This window comes from Cupriavidus sp. P-10, from assembly GCF_003402535.2.
GTDB lineage: Bacteria > Pseudomonadota > Gammaproteobacteria > Burkholderiales > Burkholderiaceae > Cupriavidus.
Window position 1 is genome coordinate 903836 of sequence record NZ_AP025171.1, and the last position, 25294, is coordinate 929129.

The following is a 25294-nucleotide window of genomic DNA, read 5'->3' on the forward strand; positions in this document are numbered from 1 at the left end:
GAGAGTTTTCATGTCAGGTCCCGATTCCCTCACGGTCAGTCTGTCCCCCGTACAGGCGGCGGTACCCACCACCGCTGAACTCTCGCAGGCCGTGCGTGAACTCTTGCCCTATATGGTCGAGAAGCTGTCCGGCTTCGTGGCCGCCAGGAGCCCGTCGGGCGAAGAGCAGCCCGCGGCGGACTTCATCGAGGGCGCGCTGGCCGAACTGGGCCTGGCTTCCGAGCGCATCGCGCTGCGCACCGAGGACATCCGCCACTTGCCGATGTACTCGCCGGCGTGCTGCCCGGACGGCGGCCGCTACAACCTGCTGGCGACGCACCGGCCCAGCGGCAAGGGCGGGCGCTCGGTGCTGTTCAACGGGCATCTCGACGTGGTGCCGACCGGTCCGGAATCGATGTGGAGCCAGTCGCCGTTCGCGCCGGTGGTTAAGGATGGCTGGCTCTATGGCCGCGGCGCCGGCGACATGAAGGGCGGCATCGTGTGCGCGCTGGCCGCGTTCAAGGCGCTTGCCAGCCTGGGCCTGCAGCCGGCGGGGGCGGTCGGCTTCAATGCCGTGCTGGAAGAAGAGAACACCGGCAATGGCGCGCTGGCCACGGTGGCGGCGCTGCGCAGCGCGGTTGGGGCCGGCAAGCTGGCATCTTTCGACACCGTGATCATTCCCGAGCCGCTGGGCGAGAGCCTGATGAGCGCGCAGGTCGGCGTGTTCTGGATGTTCATCGAGCTGACTGGCAAGCCGGCGCACGCGGCCTACATGACCAGCGGCGTCAACCCGGTCGAGGCAGGCATCGCGGTGATGGCAGACCTGCGCCAGCTGGAGGCCAAATGGAACCGCCCCGAGCACCGCCCGGCGGCTTACCGCGACCACGCCCACCCGATCAACTTCAATCTCGGCCAGATCCAGGGCGGCGAGTGGAACTCGTCGGTGCCGTGCACCTGCACGCTGGGCGTGCGCATCGGCTTCTTCCCCAGCATGGATATCGACGAGGCCAAGGCCACTGTGGAAGCGCGCATCCGCGCCACCGTGGAGCGCCTGGCCAGCAACCTCGAACTGCGCATCCGCTATGAAGGCTTCCACGCCCCCGGCTGCGAATTCGATCTCGACGTGCCCAGCATGCAGGCGCTGGGCGAAGCGCACCGCAAGGTCAATGGCACGCCGATCCGCCGCGAGGCGACCACGGCAACCACCGATGCCCGGCATTTCCGCATCGGCCTGGAAACGCCGGTGACCTGCTACGGCCCCGAGGCCCGCAATATCCACGGCATCGACGAATCGGTGTCGCTGGAAAGCATGGTGCGAGTGACCACGACGCTGGCCCAGTTCCTGGTGGACTGGTGCGGCGTGGAACCGGCCGGCGACGCGGCCTGAAGAAGCCGCGCGCAAGCACAACCGGCTTGCCATCCCAAAGTCATCACTGCTCCGAGCCAATCCGAGCCAAACTGAGGAACTGCCCGATGAACCGATTCACGATGCGCCTGACCAAGAGAGCATTTTCGATGGCGCTTGCCGCCGCCGGCCTGTCGCTGCTGCCGCTGGCATTGCCGGCAGGTAACGCCATTGCCCAGACCAAGGGCGGCACGCTGTCCGGTATCGTCCAGCCCGAGCCGCCGATCCTGGTGAGCGCGATGAACTCGCAGGCGCCGACGCAGTACGTCGCCGGCAAGATCTACCAGGGCCTGCTGACCTACAGCGCCGACCTGAAGCCGCAGCCGGAGCTGGCCAAGTCGTGGACCATCTCGCCGGACGGCCTGACCTACACCTTCGAGTTGCAGAAGGGCGTGAAATGGCATGACGGCAAGCCGTTCACGTCCGCCGACGTAGTGTTCTCGATCGACAAGATGCTGCGCGACGTGCACGTGCGCACGCGCGCGGTCATCAACAAGTACATGGCGTCGATCCGCGCGGTCAACGACAGCACCGTCGAGATCAAGCTCAAGGAGCCGTTCCCGCCGTTTATCTCGATGTTCGAGACCGGCACCATGCCGATGATGCCCAAGCACATCTACGACGGCACCGACTACCGCAACAACCCGGCCAACCAGAAGCCGGTCGGCACCGGCCCCTTCATGTTCAAGGAGTGGAAGAAGGGCGCCTATATCAAGCTGGCGAAGAACCCCAACTACTGGAAGGCGGGCAAGCCCTACCTGGATGAGCTGGTGTTCTACGTGATCCCCGATTCCGCCTCGCGCGCCGTGGCCTTCGAGAAGGGCGACGTGCAGGTGCTGCGCGGCGGCGATGTCGACAACGTCGACGTCAAGCGCCTGCGCGCGCTGCCCAACGTGGAGTACACCACCAAGGGCTGGGAAATGTTCTCGCCGATGGCCAGCATGCTGCTCAACGAGCGCAAGCCGCCGTTCGACAACGTCAAGGTGCGCCAGGCCGTGATGCACGTGCTCAACCGCAAGATGATCGTCAACAACATCTTCTTCGGCATGGGCAAGCCGGCGGTCAGCCCGTTCTCGTCGACCACGCTGTTCTTCGACAAGAACATGCCCGAGTACGACTTCAACCTGAAGAAGGCGCGCGAGCTGGTCAAGGCGTCGGGCGTTGACGTGGGCAAGTATCCGGTCAAGATCCTGTCGACCTCGTACGGCGCCAACTGGGATCGCCTAGACGAGTACGTCAAGCAGATGCTCGAGCAGCTCGGCTTCAAGGTCAGCATCGAATCGGCCGACGCCGGCACCTGGTCGGCACGCGTCAGCAACTGGGAATTCGACCTGACCACGACCTACACCTACCAGTACGGCGACCCCGCGCTGGGCGTCGAGCGGCTCTACGTGACGCGCAATATCGTCAAAGGCACGCCGTTCGCCAACGTGCAGGGCTACAGCAATCCGAAGGCTGACGAGCTGTGGGCCAAGGCCGGCTCGACCATGGACACCGCGGAGCGCCAGAAGCTGTACAGCGAGCTGCAGAAGATCCTGGTGACCGACGTGGCCAACGCCAACCTGTTCGAGGTGGAGTTCCCCACGCTGTATCGCAAGCATTTCAAGAACCTCGTGACCACCGCCATCGGCCTGAACGAGTCCTTCGACAACGTCTCGCTCGAGAAGAACTGAGCGAGACCGGAGCCACTGCCCGCGCCCGAGCCGGCGCGGGCAGGCAATCTTGAAGCCTGAAATCCGCTGCCATCGCCGCGCCCCGCATGGGGAACGGCGAGGGCCAGCTGCATCCCAGTGCCGTGGTGGCCAGCCCGGCCGCCAGCGTGGAGCAAGCCGTGAACTTTCTATCCTTTCTTGGCGCCCGTCTCGGAAAGGCCGTCGTGGTCGTCCTTGGCGTGGTCGTCATCAACTTCTTCCTGATCCGGATGGCGCCGGGCGACCCGGCCACCGTGATGGCGGGCGAAGCCGGTGCCGGCGACGCCGCCTTCGTCAACCAGCTGCGCGAGCAGTTCGGGCTCGACCAGCCCGTGATGACCCAGCTTGGCATCTATCTCAAGGGCGTGGCGCAGCTTGACCTGGGCTACTCATACCGCAACCACCTGCCGGTGCTGGACCTGATCCTCGACCGGCTGCCCGCGACCTTCCTGCTGATGAGCGGGGCGTTTCTCTTTTCCATCGTGCTGGGCGTGCTGCTCGGCGTGATCGCGGCGCGCACCCGCTACGAGAACCGGCGCCGCTGGATCGACAGCGCGGTGATGTCGGGCGCGCTGCTGCTGTATGCGACGCCGCTGTTCTGGCTGTCGCTGATGGCCATCATCCTGTTCTCGGTGGTGCTGGGCTGGCTGCCGGCCTTCGGCATGGAGACCATCGGCGCCGGCTACACCGGCCTGGCCCGCGTCAAGGACGTGGCGCTGCACCTGATCCTGCCGACGGTGTCGCTGGGCTGCTTCTTCATGGCCGTGTACGTGCGCCTGACGCGCGCTTCCATGCTGGAGGTGATGGGCATGGACTACGTCAAGACCGCGCGCGCCAAGGGCGTTCCCGCTGGCCGCGTGATCCGCGTGCATATGCTGCGCAACGCGCTGCTGCCGGTGATCACCTTCGCTGGCATCCAGCTGGGCCAGATGGCCGGCGGCGCGGTGCTGACCGAAACCGTGTTCTCGTGGCCGGGCATCGGCCGGCTGATGTTCGATGCGCTGCTGCAGCGCGACTACCAGCTGCTGCTCGGCATCTTCTTCGTGACCTCGGCGCTGGTGGTGTTCTTCAACCTGGTGACCGACGTGATCTACCGCTTTATCGACCCCCGCATCGCCGCGGGTGGCAAGGGAGCCACCGCATGAAAGCCTTCCTGCAACGTTATTGCCGCAACTATGGCGCGGTGATCGGCCTGCTGGTGCTGTTGGGCGTGCTGGCACTTGCCGTGCTTGCGCCGATCTTCTACGAAGAGTCGCCGTGGCTGATGGTGGCCGAGCCGCTGGTGCAGCCGTTCACCGACCCGGCGCTTCCTTTTGGCACCGACATGCTCGGGCGCGACATCACCGCCGGCATGCTCTACGGCGCGCGGGTCTCGCTGCTGGTCGGCGTGATCTCCACCGCGGTGGCGCTCGCCGTCGGCATCGCCGTGGGCGCGGTCGCGGGCTATTGCGGCGGCCGTGTCGACGATGCGCTGATGCGCATCACCGAGTTCTTCCAGACCATTCCGCAGCTGGCCATGGCAGTTGTGATCGTGGCGATCTTCAACCCGTCGATCTATTCCATCGTCGCCGCCATCTCGGTGGTGTCGTGGCCACCGGTGGCGCGCCTGGTGCGCGGCGAGTTCCTGTCGCTCAAGCAGCGCGAATTCGTGCAGGCCGCGGTGGTGATCGGGCAGAAGCCGGTGCGCATCATCGCCACGCAGATCCTGCCCAATGCCATGTCGCCGATCATCGTGTCGGCCTCGTTCATGGTCGCCACCGCGATCCTGACCGAATCGGCGCTGGCCTTCCTGGGGCTGGGCGACCGCAACATGATGAGCTGGGGCTTCATGATCGGCGCGGCGCGCACCATGATCCGCGAAGCGTGGTGGATGAGTGTATGGCCCGGCGTGGCGATCCTGCTGACGGTGCTGTCGATCAACCTGATCGGCGAGGGCCTGAACGACGCCATGAACCCGCAGCTGCGCCGCCGCGGCGAGTGAGCGCCCGCCTGGAAATGCAAAGGACAACTGTGATGAAGACCAGCGACCAAGCGCCCCTGCTGTCGATCCGCGACCTCTCGATCGCGCTGCCCGCGGGCGGCGACCGCCCCTACGCGGTGCGCGATATCTCCTATGACCTGCATGCCGGCGAGATCCTCTGCATCGTCGGCGAATCGGGTTCTGGCAAGTCGATGAGCGCCAACGCCATCATGGGCCTGCTGCCAACCTACCTGAAGCCGGAGCAGGGCCAGATCCTGTTCAAGGGCCGCGACCTGCTGACGCAGGACGAAGCCACGCTGCTCGGCATGCGCGGCAAGGACATGGCCATGGTGTTCCAGGAGCCGCTGTCCGCGCTGAACCCGGTGATGACCGTGGGCGACCAGATCGCCGAGGTCATGCGCGTGCACAACGCCTGTTCGGGCGAGGCGCGTGCGCGCCGGGTGCTCGAATTGCTGGAGTTCGTCGGCCTGCCCGATCCGGCGACGCTGATGCATGCCTATCCGTTCCGCCTGTCGGGTGGCCAGCGCCAGCGCGTGGTGATCGCCATGGCGCTGGCGCTCGAACCGGCGCTGCTGATCGCCGACGAGCCGACTACCGCGCTCGATGTCACCACGCAGGCGCAGATCCTCGACCTGATCCGCCGTATCCAGGCCGAGAAGGGCATGGGCGTGATGTTCGTCACCCATGACTTCGGTGTGGTGGCCGAGATCGCCGATCGCGTGGCGGTAATGGAGAAGGGCGTTCTGGTGGAGATGGGCAGCGCCGACCAGGTGTTGAACCGCCCGCAGCATGCCTATACCAAGCGTCTGATCGGCGCGGTGCCGCACGGCCGTGCCGGCGAGCGCGGGCGCAACGAGAGCGAGACCGTGCTGGAGGTGCGCGACCTGCGCAAGACCTATGTGACCGGCGGCGGGCTCTTCACCAAGAAGCGCGTGGTGCATGCGGTGGATGGCGTCAGCTTCACGGTGCGCCGCGGCGAGACGCTGGGCATCGTCGGCGAGTCGGGCTCGGGCAAGTCGACCATCGGCAAATGCCTGCTGCGCCTGACGGATATCGATGGCGGCGCGCTGATGTTCGATGGCCAGGACATCGCCCGGCTGTCCGAGCGCCAGTTCCGCCCGCTGCGCCGCGACGTGCAGATGATCTTCCAGGATCCGTTTGCCTCGCTCAATCCCCGCCACACGGTGGGTCGCATCATCACCGATGGCCCGGTCGCCAATGGCGTGCCGCTGGCGGCCGCACAGGCGCGCGCCCGTGAACTGCTGCAGCTGGTGGGGCTGGAGGCGTCCGCGTTCGACCGCTATCCCAACCAGTTCTCCGGCGGCCAGCGCCAGCGCATCGGCATCGCGCGGGCACTGGCGCTCGAACCCAAGCTGCTGGTGGCCGACGAGTCGGTCTCGGCGCTCGATGTCTCGGTGCAGGCGCAGGTGCTGGAGCTGCTGGCCGACCTGCAGAAGCGCCTGAATATCGGCCTGATCTTCATTACCCATGACCTGCGCGTCGCCGCGCAGATCTGCCACCACGTGCTCGTGATGCACAAGGGCCGCGTGGTCGAGTCCGGCCCGCCGGGGCAGATCTTCGACGCGCCGCAGCACGCCTATACCCAGCGCCTGATCGGCGCGATTCCCGGCAAGGAATGGGACCCCACTCTGATCCGCGCCGCCGCCTGAGCGGCGCGGGCACCAACCACGTCGCAACCGCAAGAATAACTGGAGAGAAGTGATGAAGAACGCCGAACTGGTTCGCCGCAAGGACGCCGCCACCCCGCGCGGCGTGGGCGTGATGTGCAATTTCTACGCCGAGCGCGCGCTGAATTCGGAGATCTGGGATGTCGAGGGCAAGCGCTATATCGACTTCGCCGCAGGCATCGCCGTGCTCAACACGGGCCACCGCCATCCGCGCCTGGTCGAGGCCGTCGAGAAGCAGCTGGGGCGCTTCACCCACACCGCTTACCAGATCGTGCCATACGCCAGCTATATCGAACTGGCCGAGAAGATCAACCGCCGTGCGCCGGGCCGCTCCGCCAAGAAGACCGCATTCTTCACCACCGGCGCCGAGGCGGTGGAAAACGCCATCAAGATCGCGCGCGCCGCCACCGGCCGGCCGGGCGTGATTGCATTCTCCGGCGGCTTCCACGGCCGCACCATGATGGGCATGGCGCTGACCGGCAAGGTCGCGCCGTACAAGATCGGCTTCGGGCCGTTCCCGGGCGAGGTCTACCACGCGCCGTATCCGTGCGCGCTGCACGGGGTCAGCACCGACGATTCGCTCAAGGCGCTGCAGCACCTGTTCAAGGCGGACATCGATCCCAAGCGCGTGGCGGCCATCATCTTCGAGCCCGTGCAGGGCGAGGGCGGCTTCAACGTCGCGCCGACCGATTTCGTGCGCGCGCTGCGTGCGGTCTGCGATGAGCACGGCATCCTGCTGATCGCCGATGAAGTCCAGACCGGCTTCGGCCGCACCGGCAAGCTGTTCGCGATGGAGCACTACGACGTGGCGCCGGACCTGACCACCATGGCCAAGAGCCTGGCCGGCGGCATGCCGCTGTCGGCCGTGTGCGGCCGCGCCGAGGTGATGGACGCTCCCGCGCCCGGCGGACTGGGCGGCACGTATGCCGGCAACCCCCTGGCGGTGGCGTCGGCGCTGGCGGTGCTGGACGTGCTCGAAAGCGAAAAGCTGATCGAACGCGGCGCCGAACTGGGCCAGCGTTTGATGGCGCGCCTGGAAAACCTGCGCCCGCGTGTGCCGCAGATCGCCGAAGTGCGCGGCGTCGGCGCCATGGTGGCAGTGGAATTCCGCCAGGCCGACGGCAGCCCCGATCCCGACTTTACGCGCACGGTGCAGAACCGCGCGCTGGAAAAGGGCCTGCTGCTGCTGTCGTGCGGCGTGTACGGCAATGTGATCCGCTTCCTGTTCCCGCTGACGATCCAGGACGAAGTGATGAACGAAGGCCTGGACATCCTGGCCGAGGCACTGACGCGCTGAAGCGTTCGCTCCCATCGATACCAACGAGACATTCCATGCAACTCAAGGACTCCGGCCTGCTGCGTGCGCAGGCCTATATCGCCGGCAGCTGGCAAGATGCGGACAGCGGCGCCACCTTCACTGTCACCGATCCCGCCAGCGGCGCCCTGATCGGCACCGTGCCCGGCATGGGCGCGGCCGAAACGCGCCGCGCCATCGACGCCGCGCAGGCGGCACAGGCTGGCTGGCGCCGCAAGACCGCGCGCGAGCGCGCCGCGGTGCTGCGCGCCTGGTACGAACTGATGCTGGCCAATGCCGACGACCTCGCGCTGCTGATGACCACCGAGCAAGGCAAGCCGCTGGCGGAAGCGAAGGGCGAAGTCGTCTATGCCGCTTCCTTCCTCGAATGGTTCGCCGAGGAGGCCAAGCGTGTCAGCGGCGACGTGCTGGCCACGCCCGCCAACGACAAGCGCCTGGTCGTGGTCAAGGAGCCGGTCGGCGTATGCGCGGCAATCACGCCGTGGAACTTCCCGCTCGCCATGATCACGCGCAAGGCCGGCCCGGCCCTGGCCGCGGGCTGCGCCATGGTGCTCAAGCCGGCTGAAGACACGCCGCTGTCGGCGCTGGCGCTGGCCGTGCTGGCCGAGCGTGCCGGGCTGCCGGCGGGCCTGTTCAGCGTGATCACCGGCGACGCCATCGCCATCGGCGGCGAACTCACGGCTAACCCCGTGGTGCGCAAGCTCAGCTTCACCGGCTCGACCGAGGTGGGCCGCATCCTGATGCGGCAATCCGCCGACACCATCAAGAAGCTTTCGCTGGAGCTTGGCGGCAACGCGCCCTTCATCGTGTTCGACGACGCCGACCTCGATGCCGCGGTGGAGGGGGCCATTGCCTCCAAGTACCGCAACGCCGGCCAGACCTGCGTCTGCGCCAACCGGCTCTATGTTCACGACAAGGTCTATGACGCATTCGCCGAAAAGCTGGTGGCAGCGGTGGCAAAGCTGAAGGTCGGTTACGGCGTCGAGCCGGGCGTGCTGCAGGGCCCGCTGATCAACGAGGATGCGGTGGCCAAGGTCGAGTCGCATATCACCGACGCGCTTGGCAAGGGCGCGCGCCTGCTCGCCGGCGGCAAGCGCCATGCGCTGGGCGGCACTTTCTTCGAACCGACCGTCCTGGCCGACGTTACCCCTGCCATGCGCGTGGCCCGGGAAGAAACCTTCGGCCCGCTCGCGCCGCTGTTCCGCTTCTCCACCGACGAGGAAGCGATCGCGATGGCCAACGATACCGAGTTCGGACTGGCCTCCTATTTCTTCAGCCGCGATATCGGCCGCGTCTGGCGCGTCGCCGAGGCGCTGGAATACGGCATGGTCGGCATCAACACCGGCCTGATCTCCAACGAGGTGGCGCCGTTCGGCGGCGTCAAGCAGTCGGGGCTGGGCCGCGAGGGCTCGAAGTACGGCCTCGACGAATACCTGGAGGTCAAGTACCTGTGCATGGGCGGGGTGGACCGGTGAGCGCGCCGCAAGACCGGCCCAGGGCAGTCGGCACGGTGCAGGTCGACAACGAGCGCGTGGTCGTGACCGAGTGGCGCTTCGCGCCCGGCGCCGAGACCGGCCAGCATCGCCATGGCTACGACTATGTGGTGGTGCCGATGACCACTGGCGCGCTGCGCCTGCAGACGCCGGCCGGCGAGGTCACCAGCCAGCTGATCGCCGGCCAGGCCTACCACCGTCCGGCCGGCGTCGAGCACAACGTCATCAACGCCCACGAAGGCGAATGCGTGTTCGTGGAGATCGAGATCAAGCCGGCGGCCGGTGCCGCGGGCGGAGGAAGTTGCCAATGAGCCAAGCCCATCACAACCTGCGCGAGCGCAATGGCGGCCAGATCCTTGTCGAGCAGCTGCGCATCCAGGGCGTGCGGCGCGTATTCCTGGTGCCGGGCGAAAGCTACCTGCCATGCATCGATGCGCTGTACGACCACCAGGACGCGATCACGCCGATCGTCTGCCGCCAGGAAAGCGGCGCCGGCTACATGGCCGAAGCCCACGGCAAGCTTACCGGCGAGCCCGGCGTTTGCTTCGTCACGCGCGGCCCCGGCGCAACCAACGCCAGCATTGCCGTGCATACCGCGTTCCAGGACTCCACGCCGATGATCCTGTTCGTGGGGCAGGTGGGCAACGATTTCTACGAGCGTGAAGCCTTCCAGGAAATCGACTACCGCCGCATGTTCGGCCAGATGGCCAAGTGGGTCGCGCAGATCGACCGCACCGACCGCATCCCCGAGTTCATCGCGCGCGCCTTCGCGGTGGCGACGAGTGGCCGGCCCGGGCCGGTGGTGCTGGCGTTGCCCGAGGACACGCTGTGGGGCAAGGCCACCGTGGCCGATATGCCGCGCTACGTGCGCAGCCACGCGGCCCCGGCGCCGCACGCGCTGGCGTCCCTGGCCGCGATGCTGGAACAGGCCGAGCGTCCCTTCCTGATGATCGGCGGCTCCGGCTGGACCCCCGAGGCGATGCGGCAGATGGAAGGCTTCGCCGAACGCTTCGGCCTGCCGGTGGGGTTGGCGTGGCGCCGGCTGGAATGCTTCGACAACCACCATTCCAACTATGCCGGCCATGTCGGCTGGGGCATGGGCGAGGCACTGCGCGCGCGCATCCGCGAGTCGGACCTGCTGATCGCCGTCGGCACCCGCATGGGCGAGGCCACCACCGAGGGTTATACGGTGGTGGAAAGCCCGCTGCCGCGCCAGCGGCTGGTGCATGTGTATCCCGATCCGGAGGAGCTGGGCCGCGTGTTCCGCGCGGAGGTGCCTATCGTTGCCGACGTCGTCTCGTTCGCGGCCGCGGTGGACGGCCTGCGTCCGGCGCGAGAACACAATCGCGCCGCATTGGTGGAGCGCGCGCGGCACGACTACCTCGACAGCCAGAAGGCGCTGCCCGCGCCAGGCCCGCTGAACCTGAATCAGGCCGCCTGCCTTGTGCGCGAGCGCCTGCCCGACGATGCCTGCATCACCGTCGGTGCCGGCAACTACGCGGTCTTTCCGCACACCTATTACCGCTACAAGGGCGTCGGCACCAGCCTGGCGCCCACCGTGGGCTCGATGGGCTACGGGCTGCCGGCGGCCATCTCGGCCAAGCTGGAGCGTCCGGAACGCACCGTGGTCTGCTATGCGGGCGACGGCTGCTTCCAGATGAACCTGCAGGAGCTGGGCGTGGCCATGCAGTACCGCCTCGGCATCGTGGTGCTGGTGTTCAACAACGGCATCTGGGGCACGATCCGCGCCCACCAGGAACGCGAGTTCCCCGGGCGGACCATCGCGCTGGGCTTCGAGAACCCCGAGTTCGCCGAACTGGCGCGCGCCTACCGCGGCTACGGCGAAGTGGTCGCCAGCGACGCCGAATTCGGTCCCGCGCTGGACCGCGCGCTCGACTTTGCCAGCACGCACAGCATGCCGGCGCTGCTGGAGCTGCGCTACGACCCCGACGGCATCGCGCCGGGCATGACCCTGTCCGGCATCCGCGCGGCGGCGCTGGCGCGCCAGGCGGCAGGCTGAGCCGGCGCTTCTCTTCACAACCACTCAACACCATGCGTGCCTTCTTCTCGGATGATCAGTTGCTGCACGAGCCTCGCCAGTTCATGCGCGCGGGGCGGCTGTGCGCGCCGACCGACGTGCCGGCCCGCGCGGCGGCACTGCAGCGCGCGCTGGCCGCGCGCGGCATCGAACTGGCGGCGCCGCCCGATTGCGGGCGCGCGCCGCTGGAGGCGGTGCACAGTCCGGCCTATCTCGACTTCCTCGCCAGCGCCTACGCGCGCTGGCAGGAACTGGCGCGCCCCGGCTTCGAGCCCGGCATCGAAGTCCTGCCCAATCTTTCGCCGTATCACAACGGCAAGGTCGGCGAGCCGCGCCGGCCTGCGTGCCCGACCGAATCGGTGATCGCGCAGGCGGGCTACTACCTGGGCGACCTCAGCTGCCCGCTCGGCCCGGACAGCTGGCGCGCGATCCTGCGCGGCGCGCACAGCGCGGTGGCGGCGGCACGCCATGTGTGCGAGCGGCAGGACGGCGCCGGCATGGCCTACGCGCTGTGCCGTCCGTCCGGCCACCACGCCCATAGCGATCGCGCGGCCGGCTTCTGTTACGTCAACAACTCCGCCATCGCGGCGCAGACGCTGCTGGCCCGCTTCGGCAAGGTGGCGGTGCTCGACGTCGACGCGCACCACGGTGACGGCACGCAGCAGATCTTCTATCACCGCTCCGATGTGATGACGATTTCGCTGCATGCCGATCCGGCCGACTACTACCCGTTCTACACCGGCTATGCGAACGAGCGCGGCTATGGCGCGGGCTATGGCTACAACCTCAACTTCCCGCTGCCGCACGGCAGCGGCGACGCCGAATTCCTGTCGGCGCTGGACGGTGCGCTGGACGCGCTGCGCGACTATCGCCCGCAGGCGGTAGTGCTGGCGCTGGGCTTCGATACCTACGAGAACGATCCCATCAGCGTCCTGAAGGTCAGCATGGACGGCTACCGCGGCATCGGCGAGCGCATCCATGCGCTGGGCCTGCCGACGGTGGTGGTGCAGGAGGGCGGCTACGAGGTCGAGGCCATCGGGCGCGGGCTGGATGCATTCCTGGCAGGTTTCGCACCCGCGATCGCATAAGAAATGAATGGCGCAATCACCAATACTGGGAGAACTGCAATGACTAGCAAGATCGCCATCAACGGCCAGCGCCTGTGGCAATCGCTGATGGACCTGGCACGGATCGGCGCCACGCCGAAGGGCGGCAACGCGCGGCTGGCCCTGACCGCACTCGACGGTCAGGGCCGCGACCTGGTATGCGGCTGGATGCGCGACGCCGGCCTGACCGTGACGGTGGACCGCGTCGGCAATATCTTCGGGCGCCGCGCCGGGCGCAACGACGCGCTGCCGCCGGTGATGACCGGCAGCCATATCGATACCCAGCCGACCGGCGGCAAGTTCGACGGCTGCTTCGGCGTGCTGGCCGGGCTGGAAGTCATGCGCACGCTCAACGACCATGGCGTGACCACCGAAGCGCCGCTCGAACTGGCGATCTGGACCAATGAGGAGGGCACGCGCTTCGTGCCGGTGATGATGGGCTCGGGCGTGTTCGCGGGCATCTTCCCGCTGCAGACCGCGCTGGACGCCACCGATACCGAAGGCAAGCGCGTGGCGGACGAACTGCAGGCCATCGGCTATGCCGGCACCGACGAAGTGGGCGGGCGGCCGGTGGGCGCATATTTCGAGGCGCATATCGAGCAGGGCCCGGTGCTGGAAGCGGCGGACAACGTGATCGGCGTGGTCACCGGTTCGCTGGGGCTGCGCTGGTACGACGTCACCGTGACCGGTATGGAAGCGCACGCCGGCCCGACGCCGATGCCGCTGCGCCGTGACGCGCTCTATGGTGCCACACACGTGATGCAGGAAGTGGTGCGCATCGCCCATGACTTCGCGCCGCACGGCCGCGGCACCGTGGGCGTGGTCAATCTCCACCCCGGCTCGCGCAACGTGATTCCCGGCGCGGTCAGATTCACGGTCGACCTGCGCCACGAAGACGCCGGCAAGCTGGCCGAGATGGACGCCCGCTTCCGCGCCGCATGCGAGGCGCTGGCGCAGGGCCAGACCACCGGTGCCGCGTTCGACGTGAAGATCGACGACGTGCAGTACTTCCCGCCGACCCCGTTCGCGCCGGAACTGGTCGACCATGTGCGCCGCGAGGCCGTGGCGCGCGGCTACAGCCAGCAGAACATCGTCACCGGCGCGGGCCATGATGCCGTCTACATGGCCAGCGTGACCCCGACCGCGATGATCTTCGTGCCCTGCAAGGACGGCATCAGCCATAACGAAGTGGAAGACGCCCGCCCCGAGCACCTGGAAGCCGGCGCCAACGTGCTGCTCGGTGCAATGGTCGCGCAGGCGGGCGCATGACCGCCGCGGCGCCGGGCAGGTCCGACTGGTGGCGTGGCGGGCTGCTGTTCCTGTGCGTGGTGACGTTGTTCGCCACGGTGGATGCCACCGCCAAGCACCTGGTCGGCCGCTATCCCGCGCCGTTCCTCAATGCGGTGCGATACGGCGCCACGCTGGCAGTGGCGGTGGCCATGCTCGCCGGATCTGGCCAACTGCGCTTCTGGCGCACCCCGCACCGCGGCCTCTTGGTGCTGCGCGGTCTGATGCTGGCGGTGGTCGGCACCTGCTTCATGACCGCGCTGCTGTGGATGCCGCTGGCCGAAGCCACCGCCATCTATTTCATGGCGCCGCTGATGGTGGTGGGCCTGTCGCCGTGGATGCTGGGCGAGAAGGTCGGCCTGCGCCAGTGGCTGGCGGTAGGCGCGGGCTTCTGCGGGATGCTGCTGATCGTACGCCCCGGCGGCGCGGTGTCGTGGCTTGGCACCGTGCTGATGCTGGCCGCCACGCTGGCCTACGCCATGCTGCAACTGCTGACGCGGCGCATGGCGGGGCAGGTTGATGCGCGCGTGCAATACGGCTTTGCCGCGCTGATCTGCATGGTTGCCACCGGCGTGCCGGCGCCGTTCTTCCCGCCGCCGGTGTGGCCTGACCTGGCCGACTGGATGGCGATCCTGGCGATGGGGCTGATGAGCGCGGCGGCGCAGGTGCTGCTGATCCTGGCCCTGCAGCGCGCCCCGGCATCGCGCCTGGCGCCGCTGAACTATTTCCACCTGCTGCTGGCGCTGGTCTACAGCGCGCTGTGGTTCGGCCGCTGGCCCGACGCGCTGGCGCTGGCCGGCATCGCCCTGATCGTGGTCGCGGGCCTGACGCAGACGCTGCCGTCGCCCGCGGCCCTGTCAACCAAACGAGGAACCCCATGAGCGAAACTCGCGACCAGTCTTACTGGCAGACCCGGGCAGCGGCACTGCGCCCGCAAAGCCGCGGCTACATCGGTGGCGAATGGACCGACGCAGCCAATGGCGCTACCTTCGACACCATCAACCCCGCCACCGGTGCCGTGCTGGCCAAGGTCGCGGCATGCGGCGCGGCCGACGTCGACCGCGCCGTCGCGGCGGCACGCCAGGCCTTCGAGCAAGGCGTCTGGTCCGGGCTGGCACCGCGCGATCGCAAGGCCGTGCTGCTGCGCCTGGCCGCGCTGATCGAAACGCACCACGAGGAACTGGCCCTGCTGGAAACGCTGGACATGGGCAAGCCCATCGGCGACACGCTGGCCTACGACATTCCGGAAGCGGCGCGCACCTTCGCGTGGTACGCCGAAGCCATCGACAAGCTCTACGACGAGATCGCGCCCACCGGCGGCAACGTGCTCGCCACCATCACGCGCGAGCCGCTTGGCGTAGTCGCGGCCGTGGTGCCGTGGAACTATCCGCTGCTGATGGGCAGCTGGAAGGTCGCACCGGCGCTGGCCGCCGGCAACAGCGTCATCCTCAAGCCGGCCGAACAGTCGCCATTGACCGCTCTGCGGCTGGCCGAACTGGCTGCTGAAGCCGGCATTCCGCCCGGGGTCTTCAACGTGGTGCCGGGACTGGGCGCGCAGGCAGGGCAGGCACTCGGGCTGCATCCCGACGTGGATGGCATCGCCTTCACCGGCTCCACGGCCACCGGCAAGCGCTTCATGGAATATTCCGGCCAGTCCAACCTGAAGCGTGTCTGGCTCGAATGCGGCGGCAAGTCGCCGCATATCGTCTTCGACGACTGTCCCGACCTCGACCGCGCCGCGCAGGCGGCTGCCATCGGCATCTTCAACAACCAGGGTGAGATCTGCATCGCCGGTTCGCGCCTTTATGTCCAACGCGCCATCTACGACGCCTTCATGGAGAAGCTGGAGGCCCATGCCAGAGCGATGCAGCCCGGCGATCCACTCGACCCCGCTTCCGCCATGGGCGCCATCGTCGACGCGCGCCAGCTCGATCGCGTGATGTCCTATGTGGACGGCGGCCAACGCGAAGGCGCGCGGTTGCGCCTGGGCGGCGAACGCGTCCGCACGGACACCGGCGGCTACTTCCTGCAGCCCACCATCTTTGAATGCCCGAGCCAGTCGCTCAGCATCGTGCGCGAAGAGATCTTCGGCCCGGTGCTGGCCGTGACTTTGTTCGACACGGAGGACGAAGTCGTGCGCATGGCCAACGATTCGCCCTATGGGCTGGGCTCAGGACTGTGGACCGCCAATCTGTCGCGCGCGCACCGTGTCTCGCGTCGGCTGCGGGCCGGGCTGGTGTGGGTCAACTGCTATATGGATGGAGATATCACGGTGCCTTTCGGCGGGGTCAAGCAGTCGGGATCGGGGCGGGACAAGTCGCTGCATGCGCTGGACAAGTACACCGATTTGAAGACTACGTGGATCAATCTGGGGTAGATCTGCTGACGAGGCGCTGGGCTTCCAGCTCGCGTCTCGTCTGGTCCAGCTTTTCGGCAAGCAGTCGTTCATCGGGTAGTACGGTCCGATACTCGGCGGCCAACACTCTGTTGGACAGGCCTTCGAGGGAATAGCGCGCTTCCGAGGCACCCAGTTCCGTGCACAATATCAGCCCAACCGGGGGATTCTCCCCCGGTTTCATCCAATTCTCGCGTGCATAGTTCAGGTAAGGATGCATTTGGCCAGCGTCGGTGTAGCTGAACTTTCCAACCTTGAGATCCACAACGAGCAGGCACTTGAGTCGACGGTTGAAGAACAGCAAATCAACGCGGAACCAACTGTCGTCGATGCGTAGGCGCCGCTGCCGGCCAATGAATGCGAAGTCATCGCCCAGTTCAAGCAGGAAGTCAGCGAGATGGTGAATCAAGGCGCCCTCCAGTTCCGATTCGGAGTATTCGTCCTTGAGATTCAGGAACTCCAGCACGAATGGGTCCTTGAAGGCTTGGTCCGGTGACGATGTGTCACTGGCTTCGATCTCCATGGCGCCTGTCAACATGGCTGCCTGGTTCGTCGAGAGTGCCGTGCGCTCATAGAACTGGCTGCCGATCTGGCGGTCAAGCTGGCGCACGCTCCAGCCACAGCGCAGTGCCTCGGCTTCATAGAAGTCCCGCGCATAGGCGTTCTTGACTGAGATCAGGCGCACATAGGTGGACCAGGGCAGACGCAAGGCCTGGGCGAGGACGGAAATATTGAGTGGCTCTTTGCGCACACATTTGCCAGACAGAGTCTGGCAAATCTTCTCTGCAGGCCAATATTGGTAGAACGTGCGCATCTGCTGCAGGTTTTGCCTGCTGAAGCCTCGGCCAAACCGGGAGGAAAGGTCGGATGCCAGACGTTCGAGCAATGCGTCGCCATATCCGGCGCGTTCTTGTCCGGCCTGTTCGAACTCGGTGATGCGTCGGCCGATTTCCCAGTAAGTAGCGGTCATGAGGGCGTTTACGCTTCTTGCGGCGGCGCTTCGCGCGGATTCCAGCAATGCCACGACTTCTCGCTGGATGAACGCGTACGCCTGGCTTTCGGGGAGTGCACTCGTCGTGGTCATGGTGTTGTCGTCAAGCTTGAGGTTAACGCGTTGGCGGATGCCCCGAAGCGCCGCCAACGCATGCGCCGCTACGCTGTGAGCGGATCCGCGTCCATCAACTCGGCCAGCTTCGCCTGCACCATGCCAAGCAGGCATAGCGCGCTGAAGCATTCCTCTGAACGTACGCTCAACTGCTCCAATAGCGCGAGCACGCCTTCAATGCCGGCGCGGATTTGATGCAGGGAAACACTGGTTTCGACTGGTTCGATCGTCATGGATGACACCTCACTAAGTGGATTTGGGCCACCCAGGCAAGTGAGGGTGGCGGGTCAAGAGCGAGGGTGGAAATACCGGAAGACGCGAAGAACCGGCCCAGCCTTGCGGCTGCCCCGCTCGACCCGCCATGGAACCAATTGGTTCGTGCGAGTACACAGACGTTGCCCATTGGTGCGGCAACGTCTGTTCGCATCAATTGCTCGGGTTTCCACGCCCGGTCACCGGCAATCCGATGACGCAACCAGTATTTCCGGCCTGCGCCACGAAGGCGATAAGAGATGTCGCATTCCTGTTGGGAAAGCGAAGCTTGCAGGAACGCGGCTCCCTAGGAAATCGCTGAGTCCTGAAAGCGGCGAAAGCGGATGGAGGAGGGAAGTACGGCCAGGCTTGGCGCGGCAGCGTGCAGGAATCACGCAGTCCAACGCCTCAGAAATTCCCTAACGAAAGACGCGGTTTCTCAGCTGAGCGCCAGCGTCACCGCAGCCTGCGCGTGCAGCGCCGTGGTATCGAACACCGGCAGCGCCACGTCACGCTGCCCGAGCAGCAGCGTGATTTCCGTGCAGCCGAGGATCACGCCTTCGGCGCCCTGCGCCGCGAGCGCGGCGACGATGCGTTGGTATTCGGCCCTCGCGTCATCGCGCACGATGCCGTGGCATAACTCTTCATAGATGACATCGTGCACCCGTTCGCGGTCCGCCTGCTCCGGCACTACCACGTCGATGCCATGCAACTCGCGCATCCGCCCGCGGTAGAAATCCTGCTCCATCGTGAAGCGGGTTCCGAGCAGGCCGACCCGCCGGATGCCGGCCTGACGCAACGCTTGCGCCGTCGGGTCGACGATATGAATGAAGGGCACGTTGAGCACGGATTCGATCGCCGGCGCTACGCGATGCATGGTGTTGGTACAGAGCAGCACGAAATCCGCGCCGCCGCCCTCGACCTGCCGCGCGGCCTGCTGCATGAGCCGGCCGAGTTCATCCCATTGCTCCGCGTGCTGGAGTGCCTTGATTTCCTCGAAGCAGACGGTGGCCATGAGGCTGCGGGCATTGTTGTGCCCGCCCAGCCTTGCTTTCATGTCTTGGTTGATCAGCCGGTAGTACTCGGCGGACGACTCCCAGCTCATGCCGCCGATCAGTCCGATTGTTTTCATGCTCTGATTCCCTTGCGCAGTCTGGCCCTTGTGACTTTGAGAAAAGTAGCAACAAAAGGCAGTAGCGGACAGGGACAATTCTGCTGATTCCCACCCGGCCAGTGCCGGCACGAAATGCGAAGAAGGCGAGATATGACAGGCGGCGGCTATCTCGCTTCCCGCTACAGCTTGCCTTCAAGCGACTTGCGCTCCAGCCAGATCTCCTGCACGAACGGGTCCGTCACGCCATAGACCCCGTGCCCTTTGCGCATGATCAGGTTCGTCGCCATCATCTCATTGACCACAGGCTGCGCTTCCTCGATGCGGACATCACGTCCCAGGGCAGCCGAGTAGGCAGCAGCGGACTCGCCTGAAAACAGGCCGCGGGCGTCACCATCAGCGCACGCAATGCGATCGAAAATTGCGGTAGCCAATCCGCCCAGCTGTTCGAGCTTCATCAGTTCAAGATCGGCAGCAGTCGAGCGGAGCGTGTTGGCAATGACTGGCAAGTGCTCGTCCGGATTGCTTCCGGAAGGCAAGTGGAAATGCAGTTGCCGCAAGGCTTTGATCATCTCTTCCGGCCGGTTGCCCAGTGCGCGGAAAGCCTGGACGGCAACGTCGAGAGATGGACGCGCGCTGAATCCTTCTGCCGACAAGCGTTCCAGCAGATGGGCGATGTAGTCTTCACCAAGCACGGGGTAGGAGACCGAGGTAGCGCCTGCAAAGGCCTGGTTGCGGCGCGCAGTCAGTTCGCCAACCAGCGCCCGGTGCGAGCCAGTGCCTACAAAGATGAAGTAGCCAGGCGTATTGGGGCGTGGATTGACGGCATCGCGGGCTGCCTTGAGTGCCAGTAGCATTCGGTTGCCCTCGTCGGAGGTGATGGCATGCTGGACCTCGTCCACGATCAGGACTACGTTGGTCCTGGCCTTGTCGACGACTTCGGCAAGGGCGTGGGCCAGCGTGGCACCGCCGGGCTCGCCAACGCTTTCAAGCTTGAACCCGAACTTGAGGCCAAAGGCGCCAAAGTCGGCACCGGACACTCGCTTGAGCTGCCTGAGGGCGGCGGAGCCCGGCTGCTCCAGCTCGGCGAGAGTCTTCTTTACCGCGGCAAGGATTAGGGACGCAGGGCTGCGTTGGGTGTCGCTCCAGAGGTCGACGTAGATGACGATCGCACCCTCGGCCTCCAGGGCAGGGACGAGGTCGTTGATAAGAAACGTCGTTTTTCCGGTGCGCCGCAAGCCCGATAGAAACAAGCCTGACCGTAGCCCTTCGTCCAGTACGCCGGGGTGGAGCAACTGCTGCGACATCTGGCTCGCAAGGGCCGGGCGACGATAGATGTTTGTCATGGCGCACTTATTGGAAATTATTGGATTCCAATAATTATAGCCGAGTAATAATTCTCTCTAATTCATGAGGGCTGAGTGGCTCCGTACCCACTCTGGGTGACGAAAGGGATTCTTTTTGGCCGTTTAGCGCGCCGTTCCCTTTCCAAGACCAGCCACAAAGTCCTCCCCCTCTGGCAACCCTAAAGAGAAGCCGACCGGGAAGTTCACTGCAATCCCGTCTTCTCCTGCTGGGCGTCGCACCACCCCGCGGGCGCGCACGTGCGCATCCTCAAACAATTCCCCCGCCCCCAGCACCGGTGAGAACGGTATATCCAGCGGCCCGAAGAAATTCTCCCACTCGGCCAGGTCACGCGTCAGGAACACCGCCGCAAGCAGGTCATTGACCGCCAGCTTGTGCCCATAACGCCCGGCCCGCGTGGCATATCGCGGATCGCGCAGCGCAGGAAATTTCTCCCCAAGCGCCTCGCCCAGGTTGACCCAGAACTTGTTCTCCAGAATCCCCATCGCCAGATGCCTGCCGTCGCGCGTCTCGAACAGGTCGTTCTCCGGCATCACCGTCGGTGATTCCTGTGGCGCGGCCTCGTGCCCGCGCGCGGCCCAGGCGCCGTGGGCGGTCCATGACAGGATCGCGTCGTGGATCGACACGTCCAGATGCTGCCCCCGTCCGTGCTGCCGCGCGCTCATGATGGCAACAGCAAGCGACAGCGCGGCATATCCGGAGGCTGCATAGTCGGACACCCGCACACGCGGACGCGAGACCTTGTCGTGCACCTGCACCGGCGTCGCCCAGTAGCCGGCCAGCGCCAGGTAGTTGAGGTCATGCCCCGCATGGCTGGCGTACGGTCCGGTCTGCCCGAAGCCGGAGACCGAGCACAGCACAATGGCCGGATTGACCGCGGCCAATGCCGCATAGTCAAGTCCCAGCCGCTTCATGACGCCAGGGCGGAAGCCTTCCACCACGGCGTCGGCATTGCGCGCCAGTTCGAGGAAGGCCTCGCGGCCGGCGTCGGCTTTCAGGTCCAGCGCGATGGACTTCTTGCCGCGATTGAACTGCGCATACGCCGCGGGACTAAGCTGGCGGATGGAGTCGCCGCTGCCGGGCTGCTCCACCTTGATCACATCGGCTCCAAGTTGCCGCAGCAGGCTGCAGGCATGCGGGCCGGGCAGCAGCTGGCTGGCGTCGATGATGGTGACATCCTTCAGGCAGGACCATTCTGGTTTCATGTGCAATCCCGGTTCAATAGCAGGGCGCTCAGCCCAGGTCGCCGACCATGCCGATCGACTTCATCAGCTCGCCATAGCGGGAGTTGTCCGCGGCCACGACCGTGCCGAACTGGGCCGGGGTGGCGCTGCGGCGTAGTTCGCCCGCGTTGGCCTTGAGCTGCGCGTCGAACACGCCGGCATTCTGCAGCGCGGCAACCGCGGCATGGAGCTTCTGCGTCAGCTCGGCCGGGAAGTTGGCCGGCGCAAACAGGCCGCTCCAGTTGTCGATGACAAAGCCGGGCGGCAGCGCTTCGGCCATGGTCGGCACGTCCGGGAAGAACGGCGAGCGTGCGGCGGCGGTGACGGCCAGCACGCGCACCTGTTGGTTGCGCACATACTGGGTGGCCGTGCCAAGCACCGGCATGCCGAACTGGGTCTGCCCGGTCAGCATGGCGGTGATGATTTCCGGCGCGCCCTTGTACGGGATATGCACCGCGTCGCAGCCGGTCTGGTGCAGCATGGTTTCCACCGCCAGATGGGCGATGCTGCCCTTGCCGCCAGAGCCGTAGTTGAACTTGCCCGGCGCTTTCTTCATGGCAGCGACCAGCTCGGCCGCGGTCTTGTACGGCGACGATGCAGGCACGACCAGCGCAGTCGGCCCGCCGGAAAGCGCCGTGATCGGCGTGAAATCGCGCGCCGGGTCGTACGGCATCTTGCGGTACATGTGCACGTTGATCACGTGCGTATTGGCCAGAATGCCCAGCGTGTAGCCGTCCGGCGCCGCACGCCGCAGCGCGGTGGCGCCGATGATGCCGCCGGCGCCGGGCATGTTCTCGACCACCAGCGGCTGGCCGAGTTTCTGGCCCAGCTCCGCCGACAGCGTGCGGGCGGTATTGTCGGGCGTGCTGCCGGCGATGAACGGGACGATCAGCCGGATCGGCCGGTTGGGATAGTTGGCAGGGGCCGCGGCGCGGGCGGGCAGCAGGACGCTTCCCAGTGCGGCGGCGCCAGCGGTGGCGAGCCATTCTCGGCGGTTCATGCTAGGTCTCCGTGGTCTTTTTTGTCGTGTCCTGATGCCGGCGGCGTCCGTGCCGCCGGCACGGTCATGCCTGTTGCTGCTTTGGCGGCTGCGCTTGTTGCTGCAATGGCTCCAGTATCGCGCGCGCGATGGTGTTGCGCTGGATCTCGCTGGTGCCGGTGAAGATGCGGAACATGCGCAGCTTGCGGAAGGTCTGCTCGACCGGATGCCCGCGCGTAACGCCGACGTTGCCGTGGATCTGCACCGCCTTGTCGGCCACTTCGAAGCAGCGCTCCGAGACAAAGAGCTTGCATGCCGCGGCCTTCATGCGCAGGTCGGCGCCGGCATCGGCCAGCGCGGCGGTGTGCGCGATCATGCTTTCGCAGGCCCACAGCGCCGCGGCCATGTCGGCGAGCATGTGCTGGATCGCCTGGAAGCGCGCGATCGGGCCGCCGAACTGGCGCCGCTTGCCGGCGTATTCCACCGATGACTCGTAGGCGCGCATGGCCAGCCCCAGCATCGACGGGCAGTGCAGCAAGCGGTTCACGTTGATGCGCGACATGCCGAGCTTGAAGCCGTTGCCCTCGCCGCCAAAGATATTGGCGCGCGGCACGCGCACGTTGTCGAAGCGGATATCGCCGTCGATATGCTGGCCCGACATTGGCACGTACTCGTTGGTCACGGTCACGCCCGGCAGGTTCAGGTCGACCAGCACCGCGCTGATCGCCGGCGGCGTGATGGTGGCATCCGTCACGCACATGACGATGGCGAAGTCCGCGAACGGCGCGCCGCTGATGTAGTGCTTGCCGCCGTTGATCACCAGCTCGTCGCCGTCGGCGACCGCGGTGGTCTTGATGCTCTGCGCGTCCGAGCCGGAATGCGTTTCGGTCAGCGCGAAGCAGGTCGATTTCTCGCCGCGGATGACCGGCTCGAAGTACTGCTTCAGTTGCGCCGGCGTGGCGTACTTGAGCATGTTGCCTACGCGCGGCGGGCCGCCCAGGTCGCCCAGCACATGCGCCGCCAGCGTCGAGCCACTGGCGGCAAGGTCGGCCTTGAGCGCGCATTGCTCCTGGATGTTCAGCCCCTTGCCGCCGAGCGATTCCGGCAGGCAGGCGGCATAGAAGCCCAGTTCGTAAGAGCGGCGCCAGACATTGCGCAGCACCTCGCGCGGCCACTGGTCTTCGGAACCGAGACCCAGCTCCTGCTCCAGCGGGCGCAGCTCTTCGTCGATAAAGCGGCGGATGCCGGCGCGGGTTTCCAACAGCACGGGGTTGGTCAGATGATCGAACATGACAGGCGGGCTCCTTAGTTGACGCGGCGCGCCACGCCTTGCCAGTAGCGTTCGCGCACGATCTTGCGGGCCAGCTTGCCGCTGGCGTTCTTGGGCAGTTCGGCGACAAAGTCGACCGAACGCGGCGATTTGTAGTCGGCGATGCGCTCGCGGCAGTGCGCGATCAGCTGCTGCGCGCTGGCTTCTCGGCCCGGGCGCAGCGTGACCACGGCCTTGACGCTCTCGCCCCAGGTATCGTCGGGCACGCTGATGACGCAGGCTTCGAGCACGTCGGGGTGCTGGTACAGCGTCGCTTCGACCTCGGTCGGGTACACATTGAAGCCGCCGGAAATGATCATGTCCTTCTTGCGGTCGACCAGGTACAGGTAGCCGGCGTCGTCCACGCGCGCCAAGTCGCCGGTGTGCAGCCAGCCGTCGACGATGGTCTCGGCGGTCAGCGCGGGCTCGCCCCAGTAGCCCCGGAACACGTCTTCGCCGCGGATCACCAGTTCGCCGGTTTCGCCGACCGCGACCTCGCGGCCTTGCTCGTCGACCACGCGCACCTCTGTCTCGCCCAGCGCGCGGCCACACGACGCCAGGCGCTCGGGGTGGTTCGCGATCGCGTCGGCATGATCGGCGGTCGACAGGCGCGTGACGCCAGAGGTAGATTCGCTGGCGCCATAGCCTTGCGACAGGATCGGGCCGATGCGCTCCCACGCCTCGCGGATACGCGCCGGTGCCATCGGCGCGGCGCCATAGGCCAGCGTCTTCAGGCTGGACAGGTCGGCCTGCGCCAGCGTGGGCTCGGCCATCAGCATGTTGATCATTGCCGGCACCATGAACACGTGCGTGATGCGCAGCCGCGCCACCTCGGCCAGGAAGTGTGCGGGCTCGAATTTTTCGAAAAGCACCAGCGTCGCGCCCAGGTACAGGTAAGGCTGCATCAGCATGCCGGACGCGTGCGTGACCGGGCCGATCAGCGCCAGCCGGTCTCCGGGTCGAGCGGGGCGGTCCATGCCGGCCACCATCTTGCGCAGCGCCGCCATGCGGTTGCCGTAGGTCTGCATCGCCGCCTTGATCTTGCCGGTGGAGCCGGACGAGAAGTGCAGCACGGCGAGATCGCTGGCAGCGGGTGCGATGTCGGGCGGCGTGGTGCCGGCGTTGGCCAGCAGCGATTCGTAGCCGACATAGCCTGCGGGCGCGTCGCCGATGGCGATAAACGTCTCCACGCTGCCGAAGCCCGGCGTGGCGCGCGAGTAGCCGGTGTAGCCGGGGCCGGCGATCAGCACGCGCGGCGTGCAGTTCTCGACCACATCAGTGGCTTCCGCGGCGGTAAAGCGCGGATTCAGCGCGGCCTTGACCAGGCCGGCCTTGTACAGCGCGCACTCCAGCTCGACCAGCTCGGGCCGGTTGCGCGCCTGCACCGCCACGCGGTCGCCGTGCTGCAGCCCGAGCGCCAGCAGCGCGTTGGCCAGCCGGGTGGAGCGCTCTTCCAGCTGGCGGTAGGTCACCACCTGGTCCTGGTAGAGGATGGCGGGCTGGTCGCCCCAATAGCGCGCGGCGCGGCGCAGGAAGTACGCGAAACTCATGCTGTCTCCGTGATGCGAATGA

Annotated in this window: 21 protein-coding genes; 13 read left to right on the plus strand and 8 right to left on the minus strand. The window is 66.4% G+C overall.

Going from position 1 to position 25294, the window contains the following annotated elements; translation table 11 throughout:
* Nucleotides 1–10: 10 nt before the first annotated feature.
* The 13 genes from CTP10_RS21200 (at nt 11) to CTP10_RS21260 (ending at nt 16360) form a co-directional block, all read left to right on the plus strand.
* A complete protein-coding gene (locus CTP10_RS21200) occupies nt 11–1366 on the plus strand; it encodes an ArgE/DapE family deacylase (protein ID WP_116319670.1) in 1356 nt (451 codons plus the stop codon).
* A gap of 86 nt (nt 1367–1452) precedes the next feature.
* On the plus strand, nt 1453–3057 hold the full coding sequence (locus CTP10_RS21205; protein WP_116319669.1) for an ABC transporter substrate-binding protein: 1605 nt from the start codon (nt 1453–1455) through the stop codon (nt 3055–3057).
* A 158-nt stretch (nt 3058–3215) separates the two neighbouring features.
* On the plus strand, nt 3216–4220 hold the full coding sequence (locus CTP10_RS21210; RefSeq protein ID WP_116319887.1) for an ABC transporter permease: 1005 nt from the start codon (nt 3216–3218) through the stop codon (nt 4218–4220).
* Entirely contained in the window at nt 4217–5056 is an 840-nt protein-coding gene (locus CTP10_RS21215) for an ABC transporter permease (protein WP_029044537.1), read from the plus strand. The genes CTP10_RS21210 and CTP10_RS21215 overlap by 4 nt, the downstream gene beginning before the upstream one ends.
* Before the next feature lie 32 nt (nt 5057–5088).
* On the plus strand, nt 5089–6726 hold the full coding sequence (locus CTP10_RS21220; RefSeq protein ID WP_116319668.1) for an ABC transporter ATP-binding protein: 1638 nt from the start codon (nt 5089–5091) through the stop codon (nt 6724–6726).
* Nucleotides 6727–6778: 52 nt separating this feature from the next.
* A complete protein-coding gene (gene gabT, locus CTP10_RS21225; RefSeq protein ID WP_116319667.1) occupies nt 6779–8041 on the plus strand; it encodes a 4-aminobutyrate--2-oxoglutarate transaminase in 1263 nt (420 codons plus the stop codon).
* A 35-nt stretch (nt 8042–8076) separates the two neighbouring features.
* The gene (gabD, locus tag CTP10_RS21230; RefSeq protein ID WP_116319666.1) at nt 8077–9534 is read left to right on the plus strand and encodes an NADP-dependent succinate-semialdehyde dehydrogenase; all 1458 of its coding nucleotides are present in this window, start codon (nt 8077–8079) and stop codon (nt 9532–9534) included.
* A complete protein-coding gene (locus CTP10_RS21235; RefSeq protein ID WP_116319665.1) occupies nt 9531–9863 on the plus strand; it encodes a cupin domain-containing protein in 333 nt (110 codons plus the stop codon). Before gabD ends, CTP10_RS21235 begins: the two co-directional genes overlap by 4 nt.
* On the plus strand, nt 9860–11572 hold the full coding sequence (locus CTP10_RS21240) for a thiamine pyrophosphate-binding protein (protein WP_116319664.1): 1713 nt from the start codon (nt 9860–9862) through the stop codon (nt 11570–11572). The genes CTP10_RS21235 and CTP10_RS21240 overlap by 4 nt, the downstream gene beginning before the upstream one ends.
* Nucleotides 11573–11604: 32 nt before the next feature.
* The gene (locus CTP10_RS21245; RefSeq protein WP_116319663.1) at nt 11605–12678 is read left to right on the plus strand and encodes a histone deacetylase family protein; all 1074 of its coding nucleotides are present in this window, start codon (nt 11605–11607) and stop codon (nt 12676–12678) included.
* Between the two features lie 39 nt (nt 12679–12717).
* Nucleotides 12718–13965: a Zn-dependent hydrolase gene (locus CTP10_RS21250; protein WP_116319662.1), complete on the plus strand. Its 1248-nt coding sequence runs from the start codon at nt 12718–12720 to the stop codon at nt 13963–13965.
* The gene (locus CTP10_RS21255) at nt 13962–14864 is read left to right on the plus strand and encodes a DMT family transporter (protein WP_116319661.1); all 903 of its coding nucleotides are present in this window, start codon (nt 13962–13964) and stop codon (nt 14862–14864) included. The genes CTP10_RS21250 and CTP10_RS21255 overlap by 4 nt, the downstream gene beginning before the upstream one ends.
* Nucleotides 14861–16360, plus strand: coding sequence for an aldehyde dehydrogenase (locus CTP10_RS21260; protein WP_116319660.1), 1500 nt, complete (start codon nt 14861–14863; stop codon nt 16358–16360). The genes CTP10_RS21255 and CTP10_RS21260 overlap by 4 nt, the downstream gene beginning before the upstream one ends.
* On the opposite strand, the gene CTP10_RS21265 is transcribed toward CTP10_RS21260, so the two are convergent.
* The 8 genes from CTP10_RS21265 to CTP10_RS21300 form a co-directional block, all read right to left on the minus strand.
* Nucleotides 16347–17462: a PDDEXK nuclease domain-containing protein gene (locus CTP10_RS21265; protein ID WP_116319886.1), complete on the minus strand. Its 1116-nt coding sequence runs from the start codon at nt 17460–17462 to the stop codon at nt 16347–16349. The two genes, CTP10_RS21260 and CTP10_RS21265, sit on opposite strands and share 14 nt — an antisense overlap.
* A gap of 68 nt (nt 17463–17530) precedes the next feature.
* Nucleotides 17531–17716, minus strand: a complete 186-nt coding sequence (locus CTP10_RS21270; protein ID WP_116319659.1) for a hypothetical protein — start codon at nt 17714–17716, stop codon at nt 17531–17533.
* 458 nt (nt 17717–18174) lie between these two features.
* Nucleotides 18175–18867 (minus strand): aspartate/glutamate racemase family protein, encoded by a 693-nt coding sequence (locus CTP10_RS21275; protein WP_116319658.1) that lies wholly within the window; start codon nt 18865–18867, stop codon nt 18175–18177.
* Nucleotides 18868–19028: 161 nt separating this feature from the next.
* Nucleotides 19029–20192 carry an AAA family ATPase gene (locus CTP10_RS21280; RefSeq protein WP_116319657.1) on the minus strand — a complete coding sequence of 388 codons (1164 nt, stop codon included), beginning with the start codon at nt 20190–20192 and terminating at the stop codon, nt 19029–19031.
* 123 nt (nt 20193–20315) lie between these two features.
* Complete coding sequence (locus CTP10_RS21285) at nt 20316–21416, minus strand: CaiB/BaiF CoA transferase family protein (RefSeq protein WP_116319656.1); 1101 nt, start codon at nt 21414–21416, stop codon at nt 20316–20318.
* Between the two features lie 28 nt (nt 21417–21444).
* Complete coding sequence (locus CTP10_RS21290; protein ID WP_116319655.1) at nt 21445–22434, minus strand: tripartite tricarboxylate transporter substrate binding protein; 990 nt, start codon at nt 22432–22434, stop codon at nt 21445–21447.
* Between the two features lie 64 nt (nt 22435–22498).
* Entirely contained in the window at nt 22499–23704 is a 1206-nt protein-coding gene (locus CTP10_RS21295) for an acyl-CoA dehydrogenase family protein (RefSeq protein WP_116319654.1), read from the minus strand.
* A 14-nt stretch (nt 23705–23718) separates the two neighbouring features.
* The gene (locus CTP10_RS21300) at nt 23719–25272 is read right to left on the minus strand and encodes an AMP-binding protein (RefSeq protein ID WP_116319653.1); all 1554 of its coding nucleotides are present in this window, start codon (nt 25270–25272) and stop codon (nt 23719–23721) included.
* Nucleotides 25273–25294 lie beyond the last annotated feature (22 nt).

Bases quoted from the DNA above. Each gene is read 5' to 3' on its own strand.
- CTP10_RS21265 (WP_116319886.1), bottom strand. From the start codon at position 17,462: ATGACCACGACGAGTGCACTCCCCGAAAGCCAGGCGTACGCGTTCATC.
- CTP10_RS21255 (WP_116319661.1), top strand. From the start codon at position 13,962: ATGACCGCCGCGGCGCCGGGCAGGTCCGACTGGTGGCGTGGCGGGCTG.
- CTP10_RS21275 (WP_116319658.1), bottom strand. From the start codon at position 18,867: ATGAAAACAATCGGACTGATCGGCGGCATGAGCTGGGAGTCGTCCGCC.
- CTP10_RS21260 (WP_116319660.1), top strand. From the start codon at position 14,861: ATGAGCGAAACTCGCGACCAGTCTTACTGGCAGACCCGGGCAGCGGCA.
- CTP10_RS21295 (WP_116319654.1), bottom strand. From the start codon at position 23,704: ATGTTCGATCATCTGACCAACCCCGTGCTGTTGGAAACCCGCGCCGGC.
- gabT (WP_116319667.1), top strand. From the start codon at position 6,779: ATGAAGAACGCCGAACTGGTTCGCCGCAAGGACGCCGCCACCCCGCGC.
- CTP10_RS21270 (WP_116319659.1), bottom strand. From the start codon at position 17,716: ATGACGATCGAACCAGTCGAAACCAGTGTTTCCCTGCATCAAATCCGC.
- CTP10_RS21245 (WP_116319663.1), top strand. From the start codon at position 11,605: ATGCGTGCCTTCTTCTCGGATGATCAGTTGCTGCACGAGCCTCGCCAG.
- CTP10_RS21290 (WP_116319655.1), bottom strand. From the start codon at position 22,434: ATGAACCGCCGAGAATGGCTCGCCACCGCTGGCGCCGCCGCACTGGGA.
- CTP10_RS21285 (WP_116319656.1), bottom strand. From the start codon at position 21,416: ATGAAACCAGAATGGTCCTGCCTGAAGGATGTCACCATCATCGACGCC.
- CTP10_RS21300 (WP_116319653.1), bottom strand. From the start codon at position 25,272: ATGAGTTTCGCGTACTTCCTGCGCCGCGCCGCGCGCTATTGGGGCGAC.
- CTP10_RS21240 (WP_116319664.1), top strand. From the start codon at position 9,860: ATGAGCCAAGCCCATCACAACCTGCGCGAGCGCAATGGCGGCCAGATC.
- gabD (WP_116319666.1), top strand. From the start codon at position 8,077: ATGCAACTCAAGGACTCCGGCCTGCTGCGTGCGCAGGCCTATATCGCC.
- CTP10_RS21205 (WP_116319669.1), top strand. From the start codon at position 1,453: ATGAACCGATTCACGATGCGCCTGACCAAGAGAGCATTTTCGATGGCG.
- CTP10_RS21250 (WP_116319662.1), top strand. From the start codon at position 12,718: ATGACTAGCAAGATCGCCATCAACGGCCAGCGCCTGTGGCAATCGCTG.
- CTP10_RS21215 (WP_029044537.1), top strand. From the start codon at position 4,217: ATGAAAGCCTTCCTGCAACGTTATTGCCGCAACTATGGCGCGGTGATC.
- CTP10_RS21220 (WP_116319668.1), top strand. From the start codon at position 5,089: ATGAAGACCAGCGACCAAGCGCCCCTGCTGTCGATCCGCGACCTCTCG.
- CTP10_RS21200 (WP_116319670.1), top strand. From the start codon at position 11: ATGTCAGGTCCCGATTCCCTCACGGTCAGTCTGTCCCCCGTACAGGCG.
- CTP10_RS21280 (WP_116319657.1), bottom strand. From the start codon at position 20,192: ATGACAAACATCTATCGTCGCCCGGCCCTTGCGAGCCAGATGTCGCAG.